The sequence below is a fragment of the Candidatus Electrothrix sp. genome (assembly GCF_052785085.1).
The window spans coordinates 1-19,438 of sequence record NZ_JALAAI010000077.1; the positions used below are offsets into that span (position 1 = coordinate 1).

17 protein-coding genes, 1 tRNA gene, 1 pseudogene and 1 CRISPR repeat array are annotated in these 19,438 nt (G+C 49.5%); of the genes and pseudogenes, 10 read left to right on the forward strand and 9 right to left on the reverse strand.

All coding sequences use genetic code 11. The features are described from left to right. The 8 genes and pseudogenes from L2082_RS12530 to L2082_RS12565 form a co-directional block, all read left to right on the forward strand. Positions 1-222 (forward strand): annotated as a pseudogene (locus L2082_RS12530) (IS66 family transposase); the annotation flags it as partial. A gap of 200 nt (positions 223-422) precedes the next feature. After that, positions 423-2,834: a hypothetical protein gene (locus tag L2082_RS12535; protein WP_446010972.1), complete on the forward strand. Its 2,412-nt coding sequence runs from the start codon at positions 423-425 to the stop codon at positions 2,832-2,834. Then, complete coding sequence (locus L2082_RS12540; RefSeq protein ID WP_446011810.1) at positions 2,831-4,900, forward strand: HAD family hydrolase; 2,070 nt, start codon at positions 2,831-2,833, stop codon at positions 4,898-4,900. The genes L2082_RS12535 and L2082_RS12540 overlap by 4 nt, the downstream gene beginning before the upstream one ends. Before the next feature lie 13 nt (positions 4,901-4,913). Further along, positions 4,914-5,156 carry a hypothetical protein gene (locus L2082_RS12545; protein ID WP_446010075.1) on the forward strand — a complete coding sequence of 81 codons (243 nt, stop codon included), beginning with the start codon at positions 4,914-4,916 and terminating at the stop codon, positions 5,154-5,156. A 27-nt stretch (positions 5,157-5,183) separates the two neighbouring features. Further along, positions 5,184-6,272: an acyltransferase family protein gene (locus tag L2082_RS12550; RefSeq protein WP_446010074.1), complete on the forward strand. Its 1,089-nt coding sequence runs from the start codon at positions 5,184-5,186 to the stop codon at positions 6,270-6,272. Positions 6,273-6,305: 33 nt separating this feature from the next. Then, on the forward strand, positions 6,306-6,932 hold the full coding sequence (locus tag L2082_RS12555) for a hypothetical protein (protein ID WP_446010073.1): 627 nt from the start codon (positions 6,306-6,308) through the stop codon (positions 6,930-6,932). A gap of 676 nt (positions 6,933-7,608) precedes the next feature. Further along, positions 7,609-8,126: direct repeats of the CRISPR family, unit length 36 nt; unit sequence GTTGGAGTACCTACCCTATGAAGAGGGTATTAAGAC. A gap of 220 nt (positions 8,127-8,346) precedes the next feature. Beyond that, the gene (locus L2082_RS12560; protein ID WP_446010072.1) at positions 8,347-8,508 is read left to right on the forward strand and encodes an Rpn family recombination-promoting nuclease/putative transposase; all 162 of its coding nucleotides are present in this window, start codon (positions 8,347-8,349) and stop codon (positions 8,506-8,508) included. Further along, positions 8,493-8,744: a DUF4351 domain-containing protein gene (locus L2082_RS12565; protein ID WP_446010071.1), complete on the forward strand. Its 252-nt coding sequence runs from the start codon at positions 8,493-8,495 to the stop codon at positions 8,742-8,744. Before L2082_RS12560 ends, L2082_RS12565 begins: the two co-directional genes overlap by 16 nt. Positions 8,745-8,886: 142 nt before the next feature. On the opposite strand, the gene katG is transcribed toward L2082_RS12565, so the two are convergent. The 9 genes from katG to L2082_RS12610 form a co-directional block, all read right to left on the reverse strand. Beyond that, the gene (gene katG, locus L2082_RS12570; protein ID WP_446010070.1) at positions 8,887-11,097 is read right to left on the reverse strand and encodes a catalase/peroxidase HPI; all 2,211 of its coding nucleotides are present in this window, start codon (positions 11,095-11,097) and stop codon (positions 8,887-8,889) included. A 323-nt stretch (positions 11,098-11,420) separates the two neighbouring features. Continuing rightward, positions 11,421-13,220, reverse strand: a complete 1,800-nt coding sequence (locus tag L2082_RS12575) for a GspE/PulE family protein (RefSeq protein ID WP_446011811.1) — start codon at positions 13,218-13,220, stop codon at positions 11,421-11,423. 14 nt (positions 13,221-13,234) lie between these two features. Continuing rightward, on the reverse strand, positions 13,235-14,038 hold the full coding sequence (locus L2082_RS12580) for an outer membrane protein assembly factor BamD (RefSeq protein WP_446010165.1): 804 nt from the start codon (positions 14,036-14,038) through the stop codon (positions 13,235-13,237). 26 nt (positions 14,039-14,064) lie between these two features. Beyond that, positions 14,065-14,262, reverse strand: a complete 198-nt coding sequence (locus L2082_RS12585) for a hypothetical protein (RefSeq protein WP_446010166.1) — start codon at positions 14,260-14,262, stop codon at positions 14,065-14,067. A 31-nt stretch (positions 14,263-14,293) separates the two neighbouring features. Beyond that, positions 14,294-14,617, reverse strand: a complete 324-nt coding sequence (locus tag L2082_RS12590; protein ID WP_446010167.1) for an element excision factor XisI family protein — start codon at positions 14,615-14,617, stop codon at positions 14,294-14,296. An 8-nt stretch (positions 14,618-14,625) separates the two neighbouring features. Further along, entirely contained in the window at positions 14,626-15,765 is a 1,140-nt protein-coding gene (locus tag L2082_RS12595) for a DVU0298 family protein (RefSeq protein ID WP_446010168.1), read from the reverse strand. Beyond that, positions 15,765-16,400 carry a tetratricopeptide repeat protein gene (locus L2082_RS12600; protein WP_446010169.1) on the reverse strand — a complete coding sequence of 212 codons (636 nt, stop codon included), beginning with the start codon at positions 16,398-16,400 and terminating at the stop codon, positions 15,765-15,767. Before L2082_RS12600 ends, L2082_RS12595 begins: the two co-directional genes overlap by 1 nt. A 238-nt stretch (positions 16,401-16,638) precedes the next feature. Then, complete coding sequence (locus L2082_RS12605) at positions 16,639-17,133, reverse strand: LysM peptidoglycan-binding domain-containing protein (protein ID WP_446010170.1); 495 nt, start codon at positions 17,131-17,133, stop codon at positions 16,639-16,641. A 53-nt stretch (positions 17,134-17,186) separates the two neighbouring features. Continuing rightward, entirely contained in the window at positions 17,187-18,167 is a 981-nt protein-coding gene (locus tag L2082_RS12610; RefSeq protein WP_446010171.1) for a bifunctional riboflavin kinase/FAD synthetase, read from the reverse strand. Between the two features lie 229 nt (positions 18,168-18,396). Here L2082_RS12610 and L2082_RS12615 point away from each other — a divergent pair. After that, positions 18,397-18,483: transfer RNA gene (locus L2082_RS12615), tRNA-Leu, on the forward strand. 315 nt (positions 18,484-18,798) lie between these two features. Continuing rightward, complete coding sequence (locus L2082_RS12620; RefSeq protein WP_446010172.1) at positions 18,799-19,308, forward strand: META domain-containing protein; 510 nt, start codon at positions 18,799-18,801, stop codon at positions 19,306-19,308. Positions 19,309-19,438: the final 130 nt, after the last annotated feature.

Sequence of the window (19,438 nt, forward strand, 5' to 3'; positions counted from 1 at the left end):
CTGACCAATAATGAGGCGGAGCAAGCACTACGTCATTGGGTTATTGCGCGCAAATTAAGCCACGGTACCCGTAATGGCCAAGGCAGTCATGTGTTCGCCATACTTGCGAGCGTGATTGATACGTGTAAGAAGCGCAACGCCTGTCCGTGGAAATATCTCGCTGAGGTTATCACGGCTCGGCGCCAGGGGCTGGATGTGCCTCCTCTGCCTCTTGCTGCGTAAAAAAATGAGAGGGATCTGAACGGTTACGACGCTTTTTTTCTTTGAGAAGAAAATTGACGGGCGTTTATATGAAAGGATCGACTTTTGTGCTGTTATGTTCCGGTCCGCAGGGCCGGAGTGGGGATTGAGCGCATTCCGGTGCAATAAACAGGTTCCGCAACCTGCGGACAGAATTGAGCAAGTAATCACAAGTAATCAAAATGCAAAACAAAGAAAGTGTGAACAAGATGTTATCATCAGTACAGGGATATGTGGCCTTTATCGCCTTATCAACCCTGTTCTATGAATTATCCCTGATCAGAATTTTGGATGTCCTTTGGTATCCTCATTTTTCGTACATGGTTATTACCTTGGCCTTGCTTGGTTTTGGTATTGCTGGTGTAATGACCTCAATCTTTGCCCATCGTCTGGCCTGGACCCCAAAGATAGCGATCCCCTTAACCTCCTTATTGGCAATAAGTTATATTGGTGTTTTTTTTCTGCTCTCATTTCTGCGTATTGATTTTAACGAGTTTTCCTCAGTAGCCTCCTTGGGGTTCAAAGTCTTTCTCAGTTTTTCCGGGTTGCTGGTTCCTTTTTTCCTCAGCGGTTTCATCCTCTCTCTCCTCTTTACCGAGTATGCAGACTCTTTTGGCCGTCTCTATGCATGGGATCTGGTGGGCGCAGCCTTGGGTTGCATTCTGGTCCCCTGGTTGATTCCCGGTTTTGGCGGGCCGGGACTGCTCTTTGCTGTGGCTGGCTTGACCTTTGCCGGAGCCGCAATCCTGTCTCGGGCAAAGATGTTCAGGACAGTTTTTCTGAGCCTGGCCGTGATTGCCACTGCCTTTCCCTTTCTGGCGAAAGAACATGATTATCTTGAAATCCCCTTTCATATGGATAAGCGAGGGATTGTCACATTGACAGCAAACCCACCTCTCCAGACAATCTGGGATCGGATTGCCCGGATTGATTTGATCAAATATGCAGAAAAATACACCTGGATTGCCTATGATGGTGGTACCCAAACCAGTTATTTTTATGATTTTGACGGTGATTACAAAAAACTCCGACAGGAACTGCCGGACAACAGCACCAGACATTTCTGGGATCGTTTTGTCTATGCCTCCCATTGGCTGAAAGAGGGAACCAATGCCAAGGTGTTGGTCATCGGAGCGGCAGGCGGGCAGGAAACCAAGGCTGCTGTGGCCTTTGGTGCCTCGGAAGTTGATGCGGTGGAAATGGTGGGCACGGTTATTCGATTGGGCAAGGAGAAATATGCAACAGAGCCTTATAATAATCCGGTGGTCAATGCGATACAGGGGGAAGGAAGAAGCTTTCTTCGCTCTGGAAATAAGCGTTATGATATCATTCAGATGATGTCCAATCATACCTCGGCCAGTATCTCATCCGGCTCCGGGGCTGTCTCCCCCAACTATCTCCAGACTGTTGATGCCTATGAGGAGTATTTCAGTCATCTCAGCGAGAACGGTGTCCTGCACATTAACCACCATGTCTATCCTAAAATGGTACTGACCGCAGCCCGGGCCTGGAAAAATATGGGCCGAAATGACTTTGCCCGGCATGTCATAGTTTATTATTCTGATCCCTGGTGCAACCTCCCGACCCTGATGATTAAAATGCAGCCGTGGACACCTGATGAATTTAATCGTGTCCACATGCTGATGCGTTACCATAACAAACTCATCCATAATCCCCTTGATCTTGCTGGCAGTGGTTTGAAACCTGAATTTTTTACAGGCCAGCTCTCTGCTGAACTGGAAGCAAGCATTCCCTATCGCATGCATGTGCCCACAGATAACCAGCCTTATTTTAACCATCTGCGCAAACGCTTTGCCCCGGTCTCCTACCATGAGCCTTATGTGGACAGATCACTCAAGGCATTATTGAATGACTCCATCAAGCACGGCATCCCTATGGATGTGATCCATCTTATCGTCACTGCCGGAGCAGCTCTCGCTCTTGCTGTGCTTTGCCTTTTCGCGCCGCTGCTTTTTTCCAAGGTTGGTCGGGCTCCCTGGCAGGGGAAAACAGCCTTTGTTACCTATTTTGCCTGCCTTGGAGCAGGGTTTATCAGTATTGAGTTGATTTTTATTCAACTCTTCCATAAACTGATCGGGTACCCGCTCTATACCTATGCGGCTATTGTCTTTGCCTTTTTGATTGCTGCTGGCACAGGAAGTTATCTGACAGATAAATTTTCTCTGGCCAGAAGCAGGAGAATGCGTTTTCTTCCTTTTCTCGGTATCCCGCTTTACGGCACCCTGCTCCTGCTGCTCAAGGAGCCGTTGCTTGATTTTTTCCTGCAATGGCCGACTTGGGTTCGTATCATCGGCAGTGTTGCCCTCATTTATCCGCTGGGTACTTTCCTCGGAATGCCCTTTGCCATCGGTATTGCCAGTTCCCATGGAAAAGGCAGGGGGGCTGTGGGCTGGGCCTGGGCTATAAATGGTCTTTTTACCGTGCTTGGTAGTGTTCTGAGTGTATTGGCAGCCACCTATTTTGGTTTTCTCCTGACCCTTGGTGTTGCCTTTGTGATCTACATCCTGGCTGGATTTCTCCTGCCGTTTTTTAGCACCCCAATAACCTCTGCACGGAGTAATGCGTCATCATGAGTATGCAGCAGTTCTACGCCCTGGGGCAACTGATTGAAGAGGGCGAACGGATCAGCAATACTGTTGATACGGTTTCCTTTGATCTTTTTGATACCCTGCTCATTCGCCGTATCCATAATCCGGATATGGTGAAACCTGCGGTGGCCCGTTATATCTGTCATAAGATCAACAAGCGAGCAGCAAAAGAGGGAACGAGGAAAAAGTGGACCTGGGAACAGGTGCAAAAACTTCGGGATACCTTTGAACAAGAACAGCGTCAGCAAACCGGTCAGCGTTTTGATGATTTTGAGGCCTGTTATCCCGATTATATGGGCCAGCTGGTCACAGCAATTTTTGGTGAGCAGGAGGACAAGAGCTTACTCCGGGAGATTACCGATTATGAACTGGCTGTGGAAAATTCAGTGCTTGTTCCACGTCATGATTTGGTGGAATGGCTCAAAAGGCTGAAAGGGCAGGGCAAGAAGATTCTGGTGGTCTCTGATGTCTACCTGCCTGCGGCCCATCTGGAACGCATGATTGAACATGCTGGTTTTCTTGATCAGGTGGATGCAGTAATTTCGTCAGCAGACAGTTTCCTGGCCAAGGCCTCGGGTAAGGCCTTTCCCATGCTTCAGGAACAATTTGGCCTGAACTATGAGCGCTGGCTCCATGTGGGCGATAACCCGGTATCTGATGGTGGACGTCCGGCAGAACGGGGTATCCAGTCCCTGGTTCTTCGCGATGGCCTGGAAAAAATGCGTAAATCTCTGGCTAAGCGTTATTATAATTATGCCTTGGGTCAACCATTTTATCGTGGTCGTTGTCTGCAACAGCTTATGCTCCCTCTGGAGGCAGAGAATATTCCCCAGCATCCGCTCTATGTGAAGGGTTTTAATGTCTTTGCTCCCATACTGGCTGGCTTTATTCAGGGTGTTGCCGAGCATTGCCTTCATGCGGGCATCCGACGGATCTATTTTTTTTCCAGGGAAGGTTGGCTCTTTGAGCAGCTTTGGAACAGGATGATTCCCAAGATGTATGCAGGTCGGGAGGATCTTCCCGAGACCTCCTATTTTTATGTCAGCAGAATGGCACTGGCACCAGCCAGTTGCGGTCATGCTGGCCTTGATCAGGAGCATGCAGATATTGTTTTTCTCCCTTCAGGCAATAAGGATTTCCGGGACGTCTGTCGGGTCTTTGGTCTGGAGGCTGATGCCTTTAGCGATATACTCACCTCCCATGAACTCCGGCAGGATACCGTGCTCTCTCCCTTGCATGAGGGCTTTCTTCCTAGGAATCGACTTTGTTTTAATGAAATGCTCCAGGACGAGTTTTTTCAGGATGAGGTCAGGAAACAAACTCTGCCGGCTCAGCAGGCCCTGCATCGCTATATGGAAGAGCAGGGATTTTTTCAGGAATCTGACGTGGCCTTAGTGGATATAGGTTGGCTGGGCACGATTCAGCGTTTTTTGTATCGGTCTATTGAGCACCGGGAAGATGCTCCCCGTTGTCACGGTCTCCTTTTCGGGGCAACCCGTGGGATTCCGTATCCAACCACGCCTGCTAACTCCATCACGGGTATCATTTACGATCGTGATCGCTTTGACCTGGCGGCCTCAACCGTGCTCTATAATCGGGATCTTTTTGAAGAGGCCTGTCGGGCCCCCCATTCCACCTTGAATGGATATCGTTTGACTGAGGAGGGCTATGAACTGGTCTTTCGTCATGAGGATGATGCCATAGGGCAGGCGGAAAAGGAGCAGGATCGTTTTTTTGCTCCCCTTCAGGAAGGGATTATGGCTGGTGCAGAGCAATACGCTGCCAGTGCCGCCATTCTTGGGTATGCAGTGCGCGATGTCAAACCCTGGCTTAACTATTTACTGGTCAGCAGGATGGCCTTTCCTAAGGCAAAGGAAATAAAAGAGATCTGCCAGCGCCATCATCTGGATGATTTTCATGGTCAGCATAAGGCAACCAAGGTTGCTGCTGCTAAAGAGCTGTGGAAATGTTCATTAGTAAAGCTCCGCTGGCGGCCCTTTTTGCGGATTGAGTTTTTTTTACGGCTGATCAAAGATCATCTTCACTCATAGCATAGGTGTCCTCATGAAGAAGCAATATGTAACAGGAAAAAATTATGACCTGGGAGAAGGAGAGATTGGTCGGGTTATTTCTTTGATCCTGCGTGATAAATTTATCCCTATGGGGAATCTTAATGGTGGATCTCGCCTGAAGGGACTTTTGGTTCTCTTTCTTTCCCATGCTTTTGGCAGGCATATTTTTCCTCGAATCATCCCTTGGGAGCATAAACTCCACAGGTTATATCTTCTGATTAACCGCAATAAGTGATTTTCGTCTCCAGGGAGGCAGGCCTTTATGCAGAAAAACGAATTCAGCCAGGAAACCCAATCCTTAGAAAAAAACTTTTTCCTTTACGCGCTGTTCACTTTCAGGAACAGTCTTATTCTGTTTGCCTCCTTTCTTTTTTTTCTTCTCCTTGTGTATCTTTGTCGCCTTATACTTCCTGGAGCCTCTTCTATTGACGTGTGGCTCTTTATGAGCCTGAGCGGTTTTCTGCTGGCCCGACCTTTTGTCCTGCACCCTGAACGGGCCAAGTCTGCACAGTACTGGGGATCTTTCTTCAGGCGCCGCCTGCAACGGATCCTGCCTGTTTACTATCTCTACCTCATCATTGTTCTGATCTTCCACTTCCGCTTTGATGTGGCCTTCCGTCATTTTTTCTTTCTCCAGGGAGACGGGCACCTCTGGGTGGTGCCGCAGGAAATGTTGTTCTATCTGCTGGTTCCTCTGATTATGCTGTTGAATCTGTTTTTTTTTCGCAGCAGACCCTGGCTTATTGTTCTCCATCTTATCATCTTAATGTTGCTGGCAAATCGTTTCCTTACTTCGGAAGTCTTTGCCCTGTACGGCATGAGGGATCAACCCATCCGTCCGTTTCTTGGTATTTTTCTCGGAGGATGCATAGCCTCCTATTGCTATTACGGTCTCTACCGATCATATGAACCCAGGCTTTCCAGCGCATGGCGCAAGCGAACAGAAAACTTTTTCGCCCTCTGCGGGATAGCCTTGCTCCTCTTTTTTCTCCTCTGTTCAACCAAGCGATTATGGGGAGGGCAACGGGTTCTGGCGCAGGAATATTTCGCTTGGTTCGGTGTTGCGGCAGCCGGGTTGCTCTTCTCTATTCTGGCCAGCAAAGAGAGGGGCGGCATTAATAAGCTGCTCTCCTGGCTACCCCTGCGGGCGATCAGCGTGGTCTCTTTTAGCCTCTATATTTTTCATCCCTTGGTACTTAACTGCCTGCGTCAGGAAATGAAGTATTACACAGAAGGGGAGCTTACCGGATTTGCTCTGTTTGCGAGTACCCTTCTTGTCAGTTATGGCCTTGCTTGCTGGACCTATACCTATATTGAACAGCCCTTTGTTCATCAAGTCCGTTCAAAGTAACAATTGTTTGAATGATCATATCAAGGAGAGACTATGAAGTTCCAATGCGGAAGATGCGGAAAAAAACACTTTGTTGATAATGTCCATACTGTAGAGAAAACACTGACCATCCCCTGTGATCGTTGCGGTAACAGCTTTTGCATTGACGAGAATCTGTCTTTTTCTTCAGCCAGCGGTAACTCCAAACGTATCTGTGAGAACTGCACTCAGCTGGTTCATGAAAAAGTTGAGAGATGTCCCTCATGCAACCTGGTACTTAATAAACGACAGGAGGCGAAACGGATTGATAATAAGGAGTATGAAAAGGTGGTGGTTCAGGACGGCAAGGTTGTTCAGAAGAAGGGAGGAAAGGGCGGCAAAAAAGGCATCGTAGCAGCTCTGATTCTCATCATCCTGATCTTATCTGGTGGTGCGTTCTGGTTTCTCAGCACCCGGCAGGATACCCTGAAAGGCACTGTATTGGAACCGATTGCCGAAAAAATGCCCAACCTTAGCGGCAGAGAGGAAACCCAGGTGGTCATTATGCTGAACGGAACCACCTATTATGCCGACAAGGTGGAAAAAGACGGGGAAACCCTCCGTATCACCGCCAAGAACGGGGCTGTGGTTGAAGTGGCGGAAAAAGAGGTTCTTGATATTACCACGGCGGTGATTGAGTAGGGGCACGGCGGCGCCGTACCCCTGGTGGCTCCTGGGGAGGATGCAGGCATGCTCCTGGGGAGGATGCAGGTATGCTCCTGGGGAGGATGCAGGTATGCTCCTGGGGAGGATGCAGGCATGCTCTTGAGGAGGATGCAGGCATGCTCTTGGGGAGGATGCAGGTATGCTCTTGGGGAGGATGCAGGCATGCTCTTGAGGAGGATGCAGGTATGCTCTTTGAAAGAACCCATCGCATTTCCCTGAAAACGCTGCCCCAGGCAGGAGGGATGTACGGGGAAAATTGCGTCGCTGATCCTGCAATACCCTCAGCACGCAGCTTTTTCTTTGATCATGCAGGGGAATATGGTACTATGAGGAGGTGAAAACAGGTGCGGCAGGATGAAGAAACTTAGGCGGACATCAGATTTTTTCGCTCTTATTTTTTCCTTTGTCATTCTTTGTCATTATTGCTTTTTTCGGGTTATCTCCCTGAAGAGGCAAGGGAAGATGTTTGATAAAGGATGCAGTGTTCAATATACTGTACCAATTATGACGAATTAGTCACGATGTGTAGCATCGGCTTATTTTAGTGTTTATAATGGCGGTTCAAGATTCACAACTTATAAAATGCGTTTTCATGTCGTTTTTTTTACTTGCTTAATCTGTCGAATACATTATTGTTTAAAGCAAGGCCGCTGTTGGAGTACCTACCCTATGAAGAGGGTATTAAGACAGCCTTGACGATTTCTGTATCACCATGCTGGCTGTTGGAGTACCTACCCTATGAAGAGGGTATTAAGACTCCTTCTCTCCATTTGTAAGGAAATTAGTGTTTAGGTTGGAGTACCTACCCTATGAAGAGGGTATTAAGACACTTACTTGCTCTTGCTCTGACACTAACGCCGTTGGAGTACCTACCCTATGAAGAGGGTATTAAGACGTCATCTTAATTCCTCTATTTAGAAATATCAGCTGTTGGAGTACCTACCCTATGAAGAGGGTATTAAGACACATTAACTGGAGGGCGGTGTAGCAAACTATAAGTTGGAGTACCTACCCTATGAAGAGGGTATTAAGACAAATTTGCTGATTCACTAGTAGCAGCGGTGCGTTGGAGTACCTACCCTATGAAGAGGGTATTAAGACCTTCATAAGCAGCCATAACAACCTCCATAATTCGTTGGAGTACCTACCCTATGAAGAGGGTATTACAACCCGTAGGGGCGACCGGCCGGTCGCCCTTGTGCCTGCACCACCGCAACAGAACACTCCATATTAAACATTCGATATAGAATAATTGATATTTGAGTGCCTGCCCTGAGAAGAGAACGCAACAACCCGTAAGAGCGACCAGCCGGTCGCCCCTGCCTGTGATCATTTTAAACTCCTCCCCTCCGTAGTTGCCAATCTTGGCGAAGATCGTTATATTATCAGCATGAGTTCGGTAACCAATCCCCATGATCATGTGTTCCGGCAGACCTTTGGACAGCCCGAGGTGGCAGCAGGATACTTTCGCCATAATCTCCCGGAAGAGCTGCTTGAGCACCAGTTCTGGAAGATTCTGTTCACGGAGGCGATATCATGCAATCTTTTCTGAAGAAATATTACGATCAGGGGCTTGAGCAGGGAGTGCAACGGGGCCTTCAGCAGGGCGTGCAGCAGGGCGTGCAGCAGGGAGAACTCCAGCTCCTTTTACGGCAGCTGAGAAAACGTTTTGGAGAGCTTCCCGAATGGGCAGAGCAGATGCTGAAAGAGGCATCCGGTGGGATGCTTGAAATATGGTCTGAGCGTATTCTCACCGCTATCAGGCTTGAGGATGTCTTTGCCGAGTAAGGTACGTTATACCCTATAAAGAGGGTATTACAACCCGTAAGGGCGGTTTGCGAACCGCCCTTACTTTCGTTGGAGTACCTGCCCTATGAAGAACATCCACGTAAGGGCACGATGGGACGTGTCCTTGGTGGTTTCGGTGGAATCAGGCAAGATCGAATCGATCCAGGTTCATAACCTTGTTCCAGGCCCCGACAAAATCACACAGGAACTTCCCCTGTGCATCCGCGCTGGCGTAAACCTCAGCCAAGGCCCGGAGCTGGGAGTTGGAACCGAAGATCAGGTCGACACGGGTCGCAGTCCACTTGTGTTCACCGGTGGCCCGATCCCGTCCCTCAAAGACTCCCTCGTCTTCTGCGCTTGCCTGCCACTCTGTACCCATGTCCAGCAGGTTGACAAAGAAGTCATTGGTCAGGGCTTCAGGGCGATCCGTCAAGACACCATGCTGGATCCCGCCGTAGTTGGCACCCAGAACCCGCAGGCCGCCTAAGAGTACGGTCATCTCCGGTGCGGTCAGGGTGAGGAGCTGGGCCCGGTCAACCAGCAGGTGCTCTGCCCCAATTGAATACGTGGACTTAAGATAGTTACGGAAGCCGTCTGCCTTGGGCTCCAGTACAGCAAAGCCCTCCACATCGGTCTGTTCCTGCGAGGCATCAGTACGGCCCGGTGTAAAGGGAACCTCTATTTCCTGCCCGGCATTCCTGGCTGCCTTTTCCACAGCAGTACAACCACCCAGCACAATCAGATCAGCCAGGGAAACCCGTTTTCCGCCTTCCTGCGCATCATTAAAGTCCTCCTGAATACCCTTCAGGGTTGTCAGTGCTATTGCCAGATTTTCAGGCTGATTGACCTCCCAGTCCTTTTGGGGTGCAAGCCGGATGCGTGCTCCGTTGGCCCCGCCGCGCATGTCTGAACCGCGAAAGGTGGAGGCTGAAGCCCAGGCCGTAGTGATCAGCCGGGCCACTGTGAGACCTGAGTCAAGGAGCTGGGCCTTGAGGTGGGCAATATCCTGCTCATCAATCAGCTCGTGATCAACCGGGGGTATCGGGTCTTGCCAGATCAGTTCCTCTGCCGGAACCTCCGGACCGAGGTAGCGGGAACGCGGTCCCATGTCCCGGTGGATGAGCTTGAACCAGGCACGGGCAAAGGCATCAGCAAACTCCTCAGGGTTGTCCAGGAAGCGACGGGAGATCGGCTCGTAGATCTTGTCAAAACGAAGGGCCAGGTCTGCGGTGGTCATCATGGGGCGGTGTTTTTTGTTGGGATCATAGGCGTCAACCACCATGTCCTCTTCCTCCACGTCCTTGGCCAGCCATTGGTGGGCACCAGCCGGGCTCTTAACCAGTTCCCATTCGTATTTGAACAGCACCTTGAGGTACCCCATATCCCACTTGGTGGGTTCAGGCTTCCAGGCACCTTCGATACCGCTGGTGATGGTGTCCTGGCCTTTGCCGCTGCCAAAGCTGTTCTTCCAACCCAGGCCCATCTCCTCAAGAGGTGCAGCCTCTGGTTCCGGTCCGACGTGGGAGGCATCGCCTGCGCCATGACATTTACCAAAGGTATGCCCGCCTGCAACCAGGGCCACGGTCTCTTCATCATTCATGCCCATACGGGCAAAGGTTTCGCGGATGTCCCGACCAGAAGCCACCGGGGCCGGCGTACCATCCGGGCCTTCCGGGTTCACATAGATCAGGCCCATCTGCACCGCTGCCAGGGGATTCTCCAGATCACGTTCACCTGAATAGCGGCTGTTGGGGGTATCGCTGGTTGCCAGCCACTCCTTTTCCATCCCCCAGTACACATCCTCTTCCGGCTCCCAGATATCCTCGCGTCCGCCACCGAAACCAAAGGTCTTAAAGCCCATTGATTCCAGGGCGCAGTTGCCAGCCAGGATTATAAGATCGGCCCAGGAGATCCTGTTGCCATATTTCTGTTTGATGGGCCAGAGCAAACGCCGGGCCTTGTCCAGGTTAGCATTGTCCGGCCAGCTGTTGATCGGGGCAAGACGTTGATTGCCTGTGCTTGCGCCACCGCGTCCGTCACCCAGGCGATAGGTGCCTGCACTGTGCCAGGCCATGCGGATAAAGAGGCCGCCATAATGACCCCAGTCTGCAGGCCACCAGTCCTGGGAGTCGGTCATCAGGGTGTAGAGATCCTGTTTCAGGGCGTCCAGATCCAGCTTCTTAAACTCCTCAGCATAGTTGAAGTCCTTGTCCATAGGGCTGGACTTGCAGGAATGCTGGTGCAGGATCTTCAGGTTCAGTCGATTGGGCCACCAGTCCTGATTGGTGGTGCCCTTTGCTGGTGCGTCTTCCAGAGTCTTGCCAGTTACCGGGCATTTACTCTTATTGTCCATTGTGGTACTCCTTTCAGATTTGGGGTTGTACTGCTGAAGAAGTAGGGGCGACCAGCCGGTCGCCCCTACCCTGCTTATATCGTCTCAGCATACAGATTTGTGCGGGATGTTGCAAAAACTTTGTTTCAATCCACGTCCCCGTCTTCCCAGTTTCCTTGCACACGACCCCCTGCAATCGTAACATCTGCAACCATGCTATCGTGTGTCACGAAACCATGCATTCGATCAAACGCTGACCATGCTGGAAGCATAAAAGGAAAAGGGCAAACTGTGAACCCGTTCTTTTGATACCAGTGCAAGCTGCACGGGTTGCGAGAATTCTGCTACGCATCTCCACTAATCCGCAAGGCCTCCTCAACAGTGGTCAGGCCGTTGCGCACCTTGTTCCAGGCATCTTCATTCAGGGTGGTCATCCCCTCCCGAATAGCAATCTGGCGCAATTCAGCATCACTGGCCTTATCTGCCACCAGGCCTTTAATCTTATCAGTCAACGGGAAGACCTCAAAGACCCCCATTCTTCCTTCATAGCCTGTCTTACGGCATTCCTTGCAGCCCTTGCCCCGTTTCAGTTCAATGGTTCCCTGGCCGGAAACCGGGAAGCCCATCTTTTGCAGCTCTTCAATATCAGCGGCATAGGACTCAATGCAATGGGGGCAGATTTTCCGTACAAGGCGTTGGGCCAGGGCGCCGAGCATGGTGGAGCTGATCAGGAAGGGTTCCAGGCCCAGGTCCTGCAAACGGACAATGGTGGAAACCGCATCATTGGTATGGAGGGTGGAAAAGACCAGATGACCGGTCAGGGCGGCCTGGACAGCATGGGTGGCTGTGTCAAAGTCCCTGATCTCACCGATCATGATCACATCCGGGTCCTGACGCAGGATATTACGGAGAATAGTGGAAAAGGTCACGTCAATCTGCTGCTGCACCGAGATCTGATTAAAATCCTCATGTACCATCTCCACCGGATCTTCCACGGTGACGATGTTGATCTCTGACGAGGCAATCTTTTTCAGGGTGGAGTAGAGGGTGGTGGACTTACCACTGCCAGTGGGGCCAGTGACCAGGACAATACCGTGGGGTGCTGTGATAAAGGAATTATACACGGCCTTATCCCGCTTGGAAAAGCCCAGCTCATCCAGATCCTGGAAAATAACCTTGGTATCCAGGATACGCATAACCGTCTTCTCGCCAAAGGAAACCGGAATGGTGGAGACACGCAGTTCCGCCTCCTTGCCGTCCTTTTGTCCGATTTTGATCCTGCCGTCCTGGGGCCGGCGTTTTTCCGCAATATCCAGGCGGGCCAGGGCCTTGATCCGGGAGGTAATGGCCGAATGCACGGCCTTGGGCAGCTTGTAGATGGTATGGAGCACCCCGTCAATCCGGTAACGGATCAGGCAGCTCTCACGCTTGGGTTCCACATGGATATCACTGGCTCGCTGTTCCAGGGCATAGTTAAAGAGATGGTTGACAGCAGCCTTGATATGCTGATCTGAGGAACTGAGTTCCTGGGAGCTGGAAAGTTTGACATATTGTTCCAGGTTTCCGATATCCACGGTTGAGCTGGCTGTAGTGGAAAACTGGTTTTCTGCGGCAGTGATGGAGTGTTGAAAACCAAAGAACTCAGACAGGATTTTTCGGATATCTGAGCGGGTACTGAGGTAGGGCTTGAGCTCTGTCTGGTTAACCTGCTCAATATCCCGTAAGGGAGTTGTGTTATCCGGGTCATAGGTAACGACCTGCAACACCCCGTTGCGGATTTCAAAGGGCAGGATCAGGTGATTAATGGCAAAGGAGCGGGGGATGGTCTTGGTGACGATCTCAATGTCCAGCTCAAGGGGATCAAGCTTTTTAAAGGGGATACCGAGTTTGCGGCTCACAGCCCGCATGATCACCTCTTCGGTAAGGATCCTATTTTTCTTACCTGGTGCTTCCAGTTTTAAGGAGGCAAGGATATCCACCATGTCTGGATATCCTTTGCTTACCTGTTTTGGGCCTCCCTGAAGCTTGACAAGTTGCTGGCTTTGTCGATCCTTATGCTGGAGGACAAACTGCTTTTGTTTAACGGTGAGTAACCGTTGCGAGATAAGGAGATTGAGAAGTTTTTCGCTGTTCAGTAACCCCATAAAGACGTGTTCCTTTACTCGTTGATTAGTTGCTCTGGTTCGTCATCCACTGTGCCGATACCTATATCTGACAGGTTCCAGTCTGGCATACTCAGCTCAGGAAGCCATTTATCCAGTCCCCATTTAGGCGGATCACCAGCTGCCAGCCGTTTCTGCAAGGCCTTGGCCTTGGGAGTAATTGAGGCATTAGGGTACATGGTGACGATATATTTCAGGCGATGTTTTGCCTGATCGTATTTTTTGGTGCGAACATAGAAGACCGCAACATAGTATTCATGATTAACAATAAATTCACGGGCCGCCCGAATTCGTGCCTTGGCCTCTCGGGTATAGGGGGAATCAGGATAGGTGCGTAATAAGCGGGAAAAGGATTTAATAGCATCCTGAGCCCCTGTTGAGTCCCGGTCAATGCGGTCAGTGCGGGAATAATCACACATCCCGATTTGGAACATGACATAGGGCATGGCCTCATTGGTGGGATGCCTTTCTTCAAATTCCTTGTATAACTCCTTGGCCTCTTCGTAATTATCGTTATAAAATGCACAGTCAGCAAGTTTTAATTCTGCCAGCAGGGCTTCAGGGCTGAAGGGGTGTTGATCCTTGACCTCCTGAAAATATTCCATTGCGGTATTATACCGGCCTATCTTAAAGGCTTCCATTCCCTGTGTAACCAGTTTTCCTGCCGGCTCAATTTTTTCCTCACCGTCTTCTCCTAAACCGAAAAAGTCCCAGGAACTGAACATGCCTTCGGTGGCTGCGCAGCCGGATAGGGAGAGGTAGATGGTTGCAAGGAGAAAACAAAAAACTGTGCGAGTCAATACTCTGCGTTTATTATATTTTTTTCTTAGCATGGTGATTGGGTGGTGAAAAATCTATAGGTAGAGAGCTGCGTTGTTTGCATACGGTTATTCAGGCCAGAGGTCTTTGTCAAGGGCCTGCTCAAATGACCAAGGGCATTCTTCTGGAACTTTCCTGCGCGGAGCAGTGCGGCTTGCTGTGCTGTCCAGCCGAAGAAATCGGCGGTATGTAACTCTTCAGCCATAACCTCTCCTGTTTGGAATAGTAGTCTTTCGTCAGGCTGTTTTCAATTCAGGCATATACGACAGGACAATCCGATCTTCCGGGATACCATTTCTGATCAGATCGTCTGTAACTCCGTGCTCTATCCCGTCGTATTCAATATGGACTTCTTCATCTTGCAGTGAGATAAAAATCAGGTTGCCCCGAACACGATGTCCTTGATCCCAGCCGGTTTGCATCAGCACATAGCGATCATTTGTTTCATCAAATATCGGCTCAAGGCGGATGTCACCATGGGACGGACGCAGGTCAGTGTATTTCAGAATGACATCCTGAACTATTTTTCTGAATCGTGCGGTATTATTCTTCTTCTTCAAAACGCCGACTACCCCTGCATCCCCGCCAACGCCTCTTTTACCAAAGCCGCCACAGTGGTCTTCACCGGCTCACCCCGCTCATAGAGGGTGATTTCCGTCTCATCCTTTTGCAGGCCCATAATCTGGAACATGGCCTCTTTGGCCTTGATCCGACCCAGTAAACGGACCATGAGGCCACGTACCACCGGATTATCATGCTCCAGAAAATGAAAGGTGGAATAAAAAGGAGTACTGCGGATAAGATCAGGCCGGGTAGCTGCAATCTCACTCAGGCCCCAGAGAGCCGCTTCCTGGGTTCCTTCATCACCCATAAAGTTGAGCAGATGACGGGCAAAGGCCCCGTATATATCTGTCCGGGCCGAAACAATGGCACCGATGGCCTCAACCATGCCCCAAGGCATAGAGGCAGAGTCTGAGCAGGACTCAAAAAGCCGATGGAGCATATCAGCCACCGGAGCAGGCTCACGGGTGGAGAGGCGGGCTGTCACCTGACCGATGAGCCAGGCTGTCTTGTAGCGTTTCACCGGATCCGGCTCATAGAGCAGACGCTGCATAAAACGCAAAGTCCGTTTATCATCAAAACAGAGATCCAGCAGGCTGTCAATATCACCGGTTTCAACCAGTTTTTTGACCACCATTTTGGAGGCCCGTTGCTTTTTCCGTTTGGGATCACGGGCTGGTTCAACTTCAGGAACAGTCGAACTTCTGGTTCCCTGCTCGCTTTCTGCTGAGGCTTCCTGAGCTTCCAGTTCTTTCTTCTTGGCAAAACGATCAGCAATCTCTGCTACATCCTTATGTAAACGGACAAAATAGAGCACACCGCGCACACCGCGTCCGTCCAGGTTTCGTTTTGGACAGATCTGATGGGTGACATCATCGTAATCCTCCACCCGACCGGTGAGATAGTCATCTTCCGGGATAAGTTCCCAGGCCAGATCCCATTCTTCACCGCAGGCATAAACCAGACATTCCACCATTGCGGAACCAACATTATGACCCGTGGCATCGCAGACATAGATTGCACCGCATTCACACCGGCCTACTGGGAATTCGGTCATTTTACGTTGCGGGGCCTCCACCGGACGCCCCACATCCATGCCGCAAAACGGGCACCACGGTTTGCTATTTACTTGTTTTTTTGAAGCCATTATGCTGCCAATTTTTCTTCCAGCCCTTGAACAAAACGCGGATCAACAGCGTAGCCCAGTTCCTTGGCCTTTTCCATGTTGCGCTTGGCTTCCTCGTAAGCACCAGAGAAGTACAGGGCCACAGCCAGGTTATTGCGGGCCATGCCATTATCCGGCTCCAGAGTCACGGCCTGACGAGCAGCTTCCACCGCCTTTTCATCCTGCTCCAGCATGGTGCAGACAGAGGTCATGTTGATCCATGGAGTCAGCAGGTGCGGGTCAATCTGAATAGCTTTTTCATAGCATTCCAGAGCTTCCACCGGCTTACCTTCATGCTGACGGATCAGGCCGATATTAACATGGGCCTCTGCCATCTTTGGGGTGATCTTCAGGGCTTTTTCATTCAGTTGCAGGGCCTTGGCAATATCACCTTTATCAAAATAAATGGCACCAAGGTTGATGTAGCTTTCCACGGAATGATCATCCAGCTCAATGGCCTTTTCCAGCTCACGAACAGCATCGTCAATGCGTCCGGCCTGGCGATAAATCAGACCGAGTTTATGATGGGCAATGATATTATCCGGGTTGTCGTTGCAGACTTTTTCCAGCTCACCGATGACGGTATCTATGGACATTTGGGTTTGTTCTTCAGACATGTCGAATTTCCTTAATTATATTACAAGAGATTAAAACTGAGATCGTATATTTTTACGTGAACTTTTATGTGATGGAAACGTAATTTGGTACATTATAGGCATTAATAGAGCTGTGGCAAGTGGTAAACGTAGAAACGGCGTCTTGTTGCAGCAGGCCGCCAGTTCTTTAATAGTCGTGGGTTCCCAGCACAAGTTGGTTGATAGATGAGCTGTCCGTCAGTATGCTGCAAGCAGGCAATTAAAAATTACGAGGAATACGCAACATCTGCCCAGGAAAGATCATATCTGCATCAGGAACGATATGTTGATTGGCCTCCTGAATAACCCGCCACTTAGAGGAATCGCCCTCAAAATACTGCCGGGCAATGGCGGACAAGGTCTCACCGGACACAACCTTATGCTCCCAGTATACTGTGTACCCCGGCAGGATCATTGGGCCGAACAGCACCGGAACAATGACAGCAGGCGGCTCCATGCCTTCTTCACCGCCGCTATCGTCTGCCACCCGCACAAACAAACGACTGAGCTTAAAGCTGTGACTGTCAGGGATCGTGATACTGGCCTGAAACTGACGCATTCCCATTGATCCTGCCTTGGCAGCAGCAGTGTATTCATCATGGCCCTCACTGACGTAGATACTCAGATGTCCTTCAAAGCCTGCTGCGTTGCCGGAAATCAGTATTTCCTTATCCACCAAATCAAAGGGTTGCGGTTGTTGGATTTCAATGTGCATGAGAATCTCCTTTTATGGTTACAGTTTTTGGGGATATATCGTTCCTTCTGCTCTTAGGTTGCCATAGCATTAAACTTTTCTTCACAGGAAAGCAGCCGTTCTTTTGTAGTATCAGCAAGAACCTGCTTGGCAGTATCCACATCTTTTTGAATTTGTGCTGAAAGTTCTGTAATGGAGTTGAATTTTTTTTCGCCACGTACATAACGGAGCAGATTAAGTCGAATGGGTTGTCCGTAAATATCTTTGTTAAAGTCAAAAATATGGGTTTCAGCAACCAATTCATTGTCGCCAAAGGTTGGATTATAGCCAATATTGGTGACGCTGCCGTACATCTTGCCACCATACAGCACCTGAGTCACGTATACACCTTTTTTGGGACAAAGATCCTCTTCTGAGATTTTCAGATTGGCTGTGGGAAAACCGATTTCCGATCCTCCCCGCTGTTTACCCCGCTGAACCTCGCCGTGGATATAATAACAGCGGCCCAGCAGGTTGCGCACATCAAGCATTCGACCCTCTATGACCAACTCCCGTATCCTGGTGCTGGAAACCAGCATGCCATCCTCATAATGGGCATCAACCACTGTGACTGGAAAGCCTTTTTGTTCTCCCTGGTGGCGGAGAAAGTCAATATTGCCCTCTCTGCCTCGGCCAAAGGTATAATCATAACCGACCACTAATTCATGGACCCCTATAGTGTCACAGAGAACCGTGTTGACAAAATCAGTGGCTGTAGTTTTAGCGAATTGTTGATCAAAAGGGAGAATAACCAAGACATCAACTCCAGCCATGCGGATTAGATCAATTTTTTGCCGGGTTGTGGAGATGAGCCTGATCCCCCCTGGCCGCAAAACCTTGAGTGGATGTGGATCAAAGGTGATAGCCACTGAGGTGCCTCCGTTGCGTTTTGCCCGGATCGCCACCTCGTGAAATAAAAGCTGATGCCCCACATGGACGCCGTCAAAATTGCCTATGGTGACAATTGGTCGTTCAAAGGGAGTTGTGATTTCTTGTAGATTTCTATACAGCTGCATATATTTGTATTGCCTCGCTTGATATGGAGCGTCTGGAGTTTCCTGAACCAATCGACTGTTTCGGAAAAACAAGCAGATTTTTTTAAGGCAAAACACAATATGTACTCTAACCTGACAAAACCCGCAAACAGTTCGTGGGTTCTCATGAGATGAAGATTCACTTTTTTACAGAGAGGATGGAAAAAGGTGTTGACAGCAGGGCAGAAATAAGGCATATTCTTTTCGCCGTGCCGAAGTGGCGGAACTGGTAGACGCGCTAGGTTCAGGGTCTAGTGGGCGTACGCTCGTGGGAGTTCGACTCTCCCCTTCGGCACCATATTTGTACCATCACGTCGTCCTTTGACGTTTTATAAAACCCGCAGCCTTCATTGGTGAGCGGGTTTTTTTTTTGCCTTTCCTTTCTTGCCGTTCATTCTTTTCCGTTGACATCAACCGCATAAAGCGGGTACAACAGCGTGTATCGTCTATTGATAATTACGTACCTACCTATTTTGTATCCACCTTTTTGGGAGGCCCTGTCATGTCGAACCTTGCTATCAAGAAAACAAAAGAAATTATTACAGGCTGTTGTCTCGTTGCATTGTCTCTTGCTTTTACAACTGCTGCCTATGGTATAGGAGCAAGAGGTGAATTGACCTGTTACAACTCCTGTAGAAATTATTCAATAGAAACACCAGCTGATTATGACAATGAAGATCAGGCAGCTCAGGCTCTTTACAACGATGCGCTTGCTTTTTGTTCTGATCAAGGAGGACTGGCATACTACAGGGTGGAGTCTTTTTATGGTGATGAAAATGTTCAGCTCTCCGGAACCTCATGGGAGGTAACCAGATATAATGACGGTCGAGGACTTGTCGATATAAACCTTTACAGAGAACTTGATCTACGATTTTGGGAAGACGGTAAATTTGGGGGGAGAGCTTTCTGTAATAATTATATGGGGGATTATACTGTTTCTGAAGATGAAATTTCTATGGAAGCCGTTATCTCGACATATAAATGGTGTGAACAAAGACGCATGAGGCAGGATGACCTTCTCGTGGAAGCCTTCCGGGATGCTGCAAGATATGAGACAAGAGGCGATCAACTGATACTGAAAGACGACTATGGTAGAGTTGTTCTTCTTCTGAGCAGAAAGTAAGGAAAGGGTGTTGAAAAGAATATCTCAACGCCACACAAAAACAGTTGCTTAGATAATAAAAAGCCTGTATAATGAGGAAAAGTCAATAATGTTAAACCTTTTACTCATTTCAGGTGTTATGCACAATAAA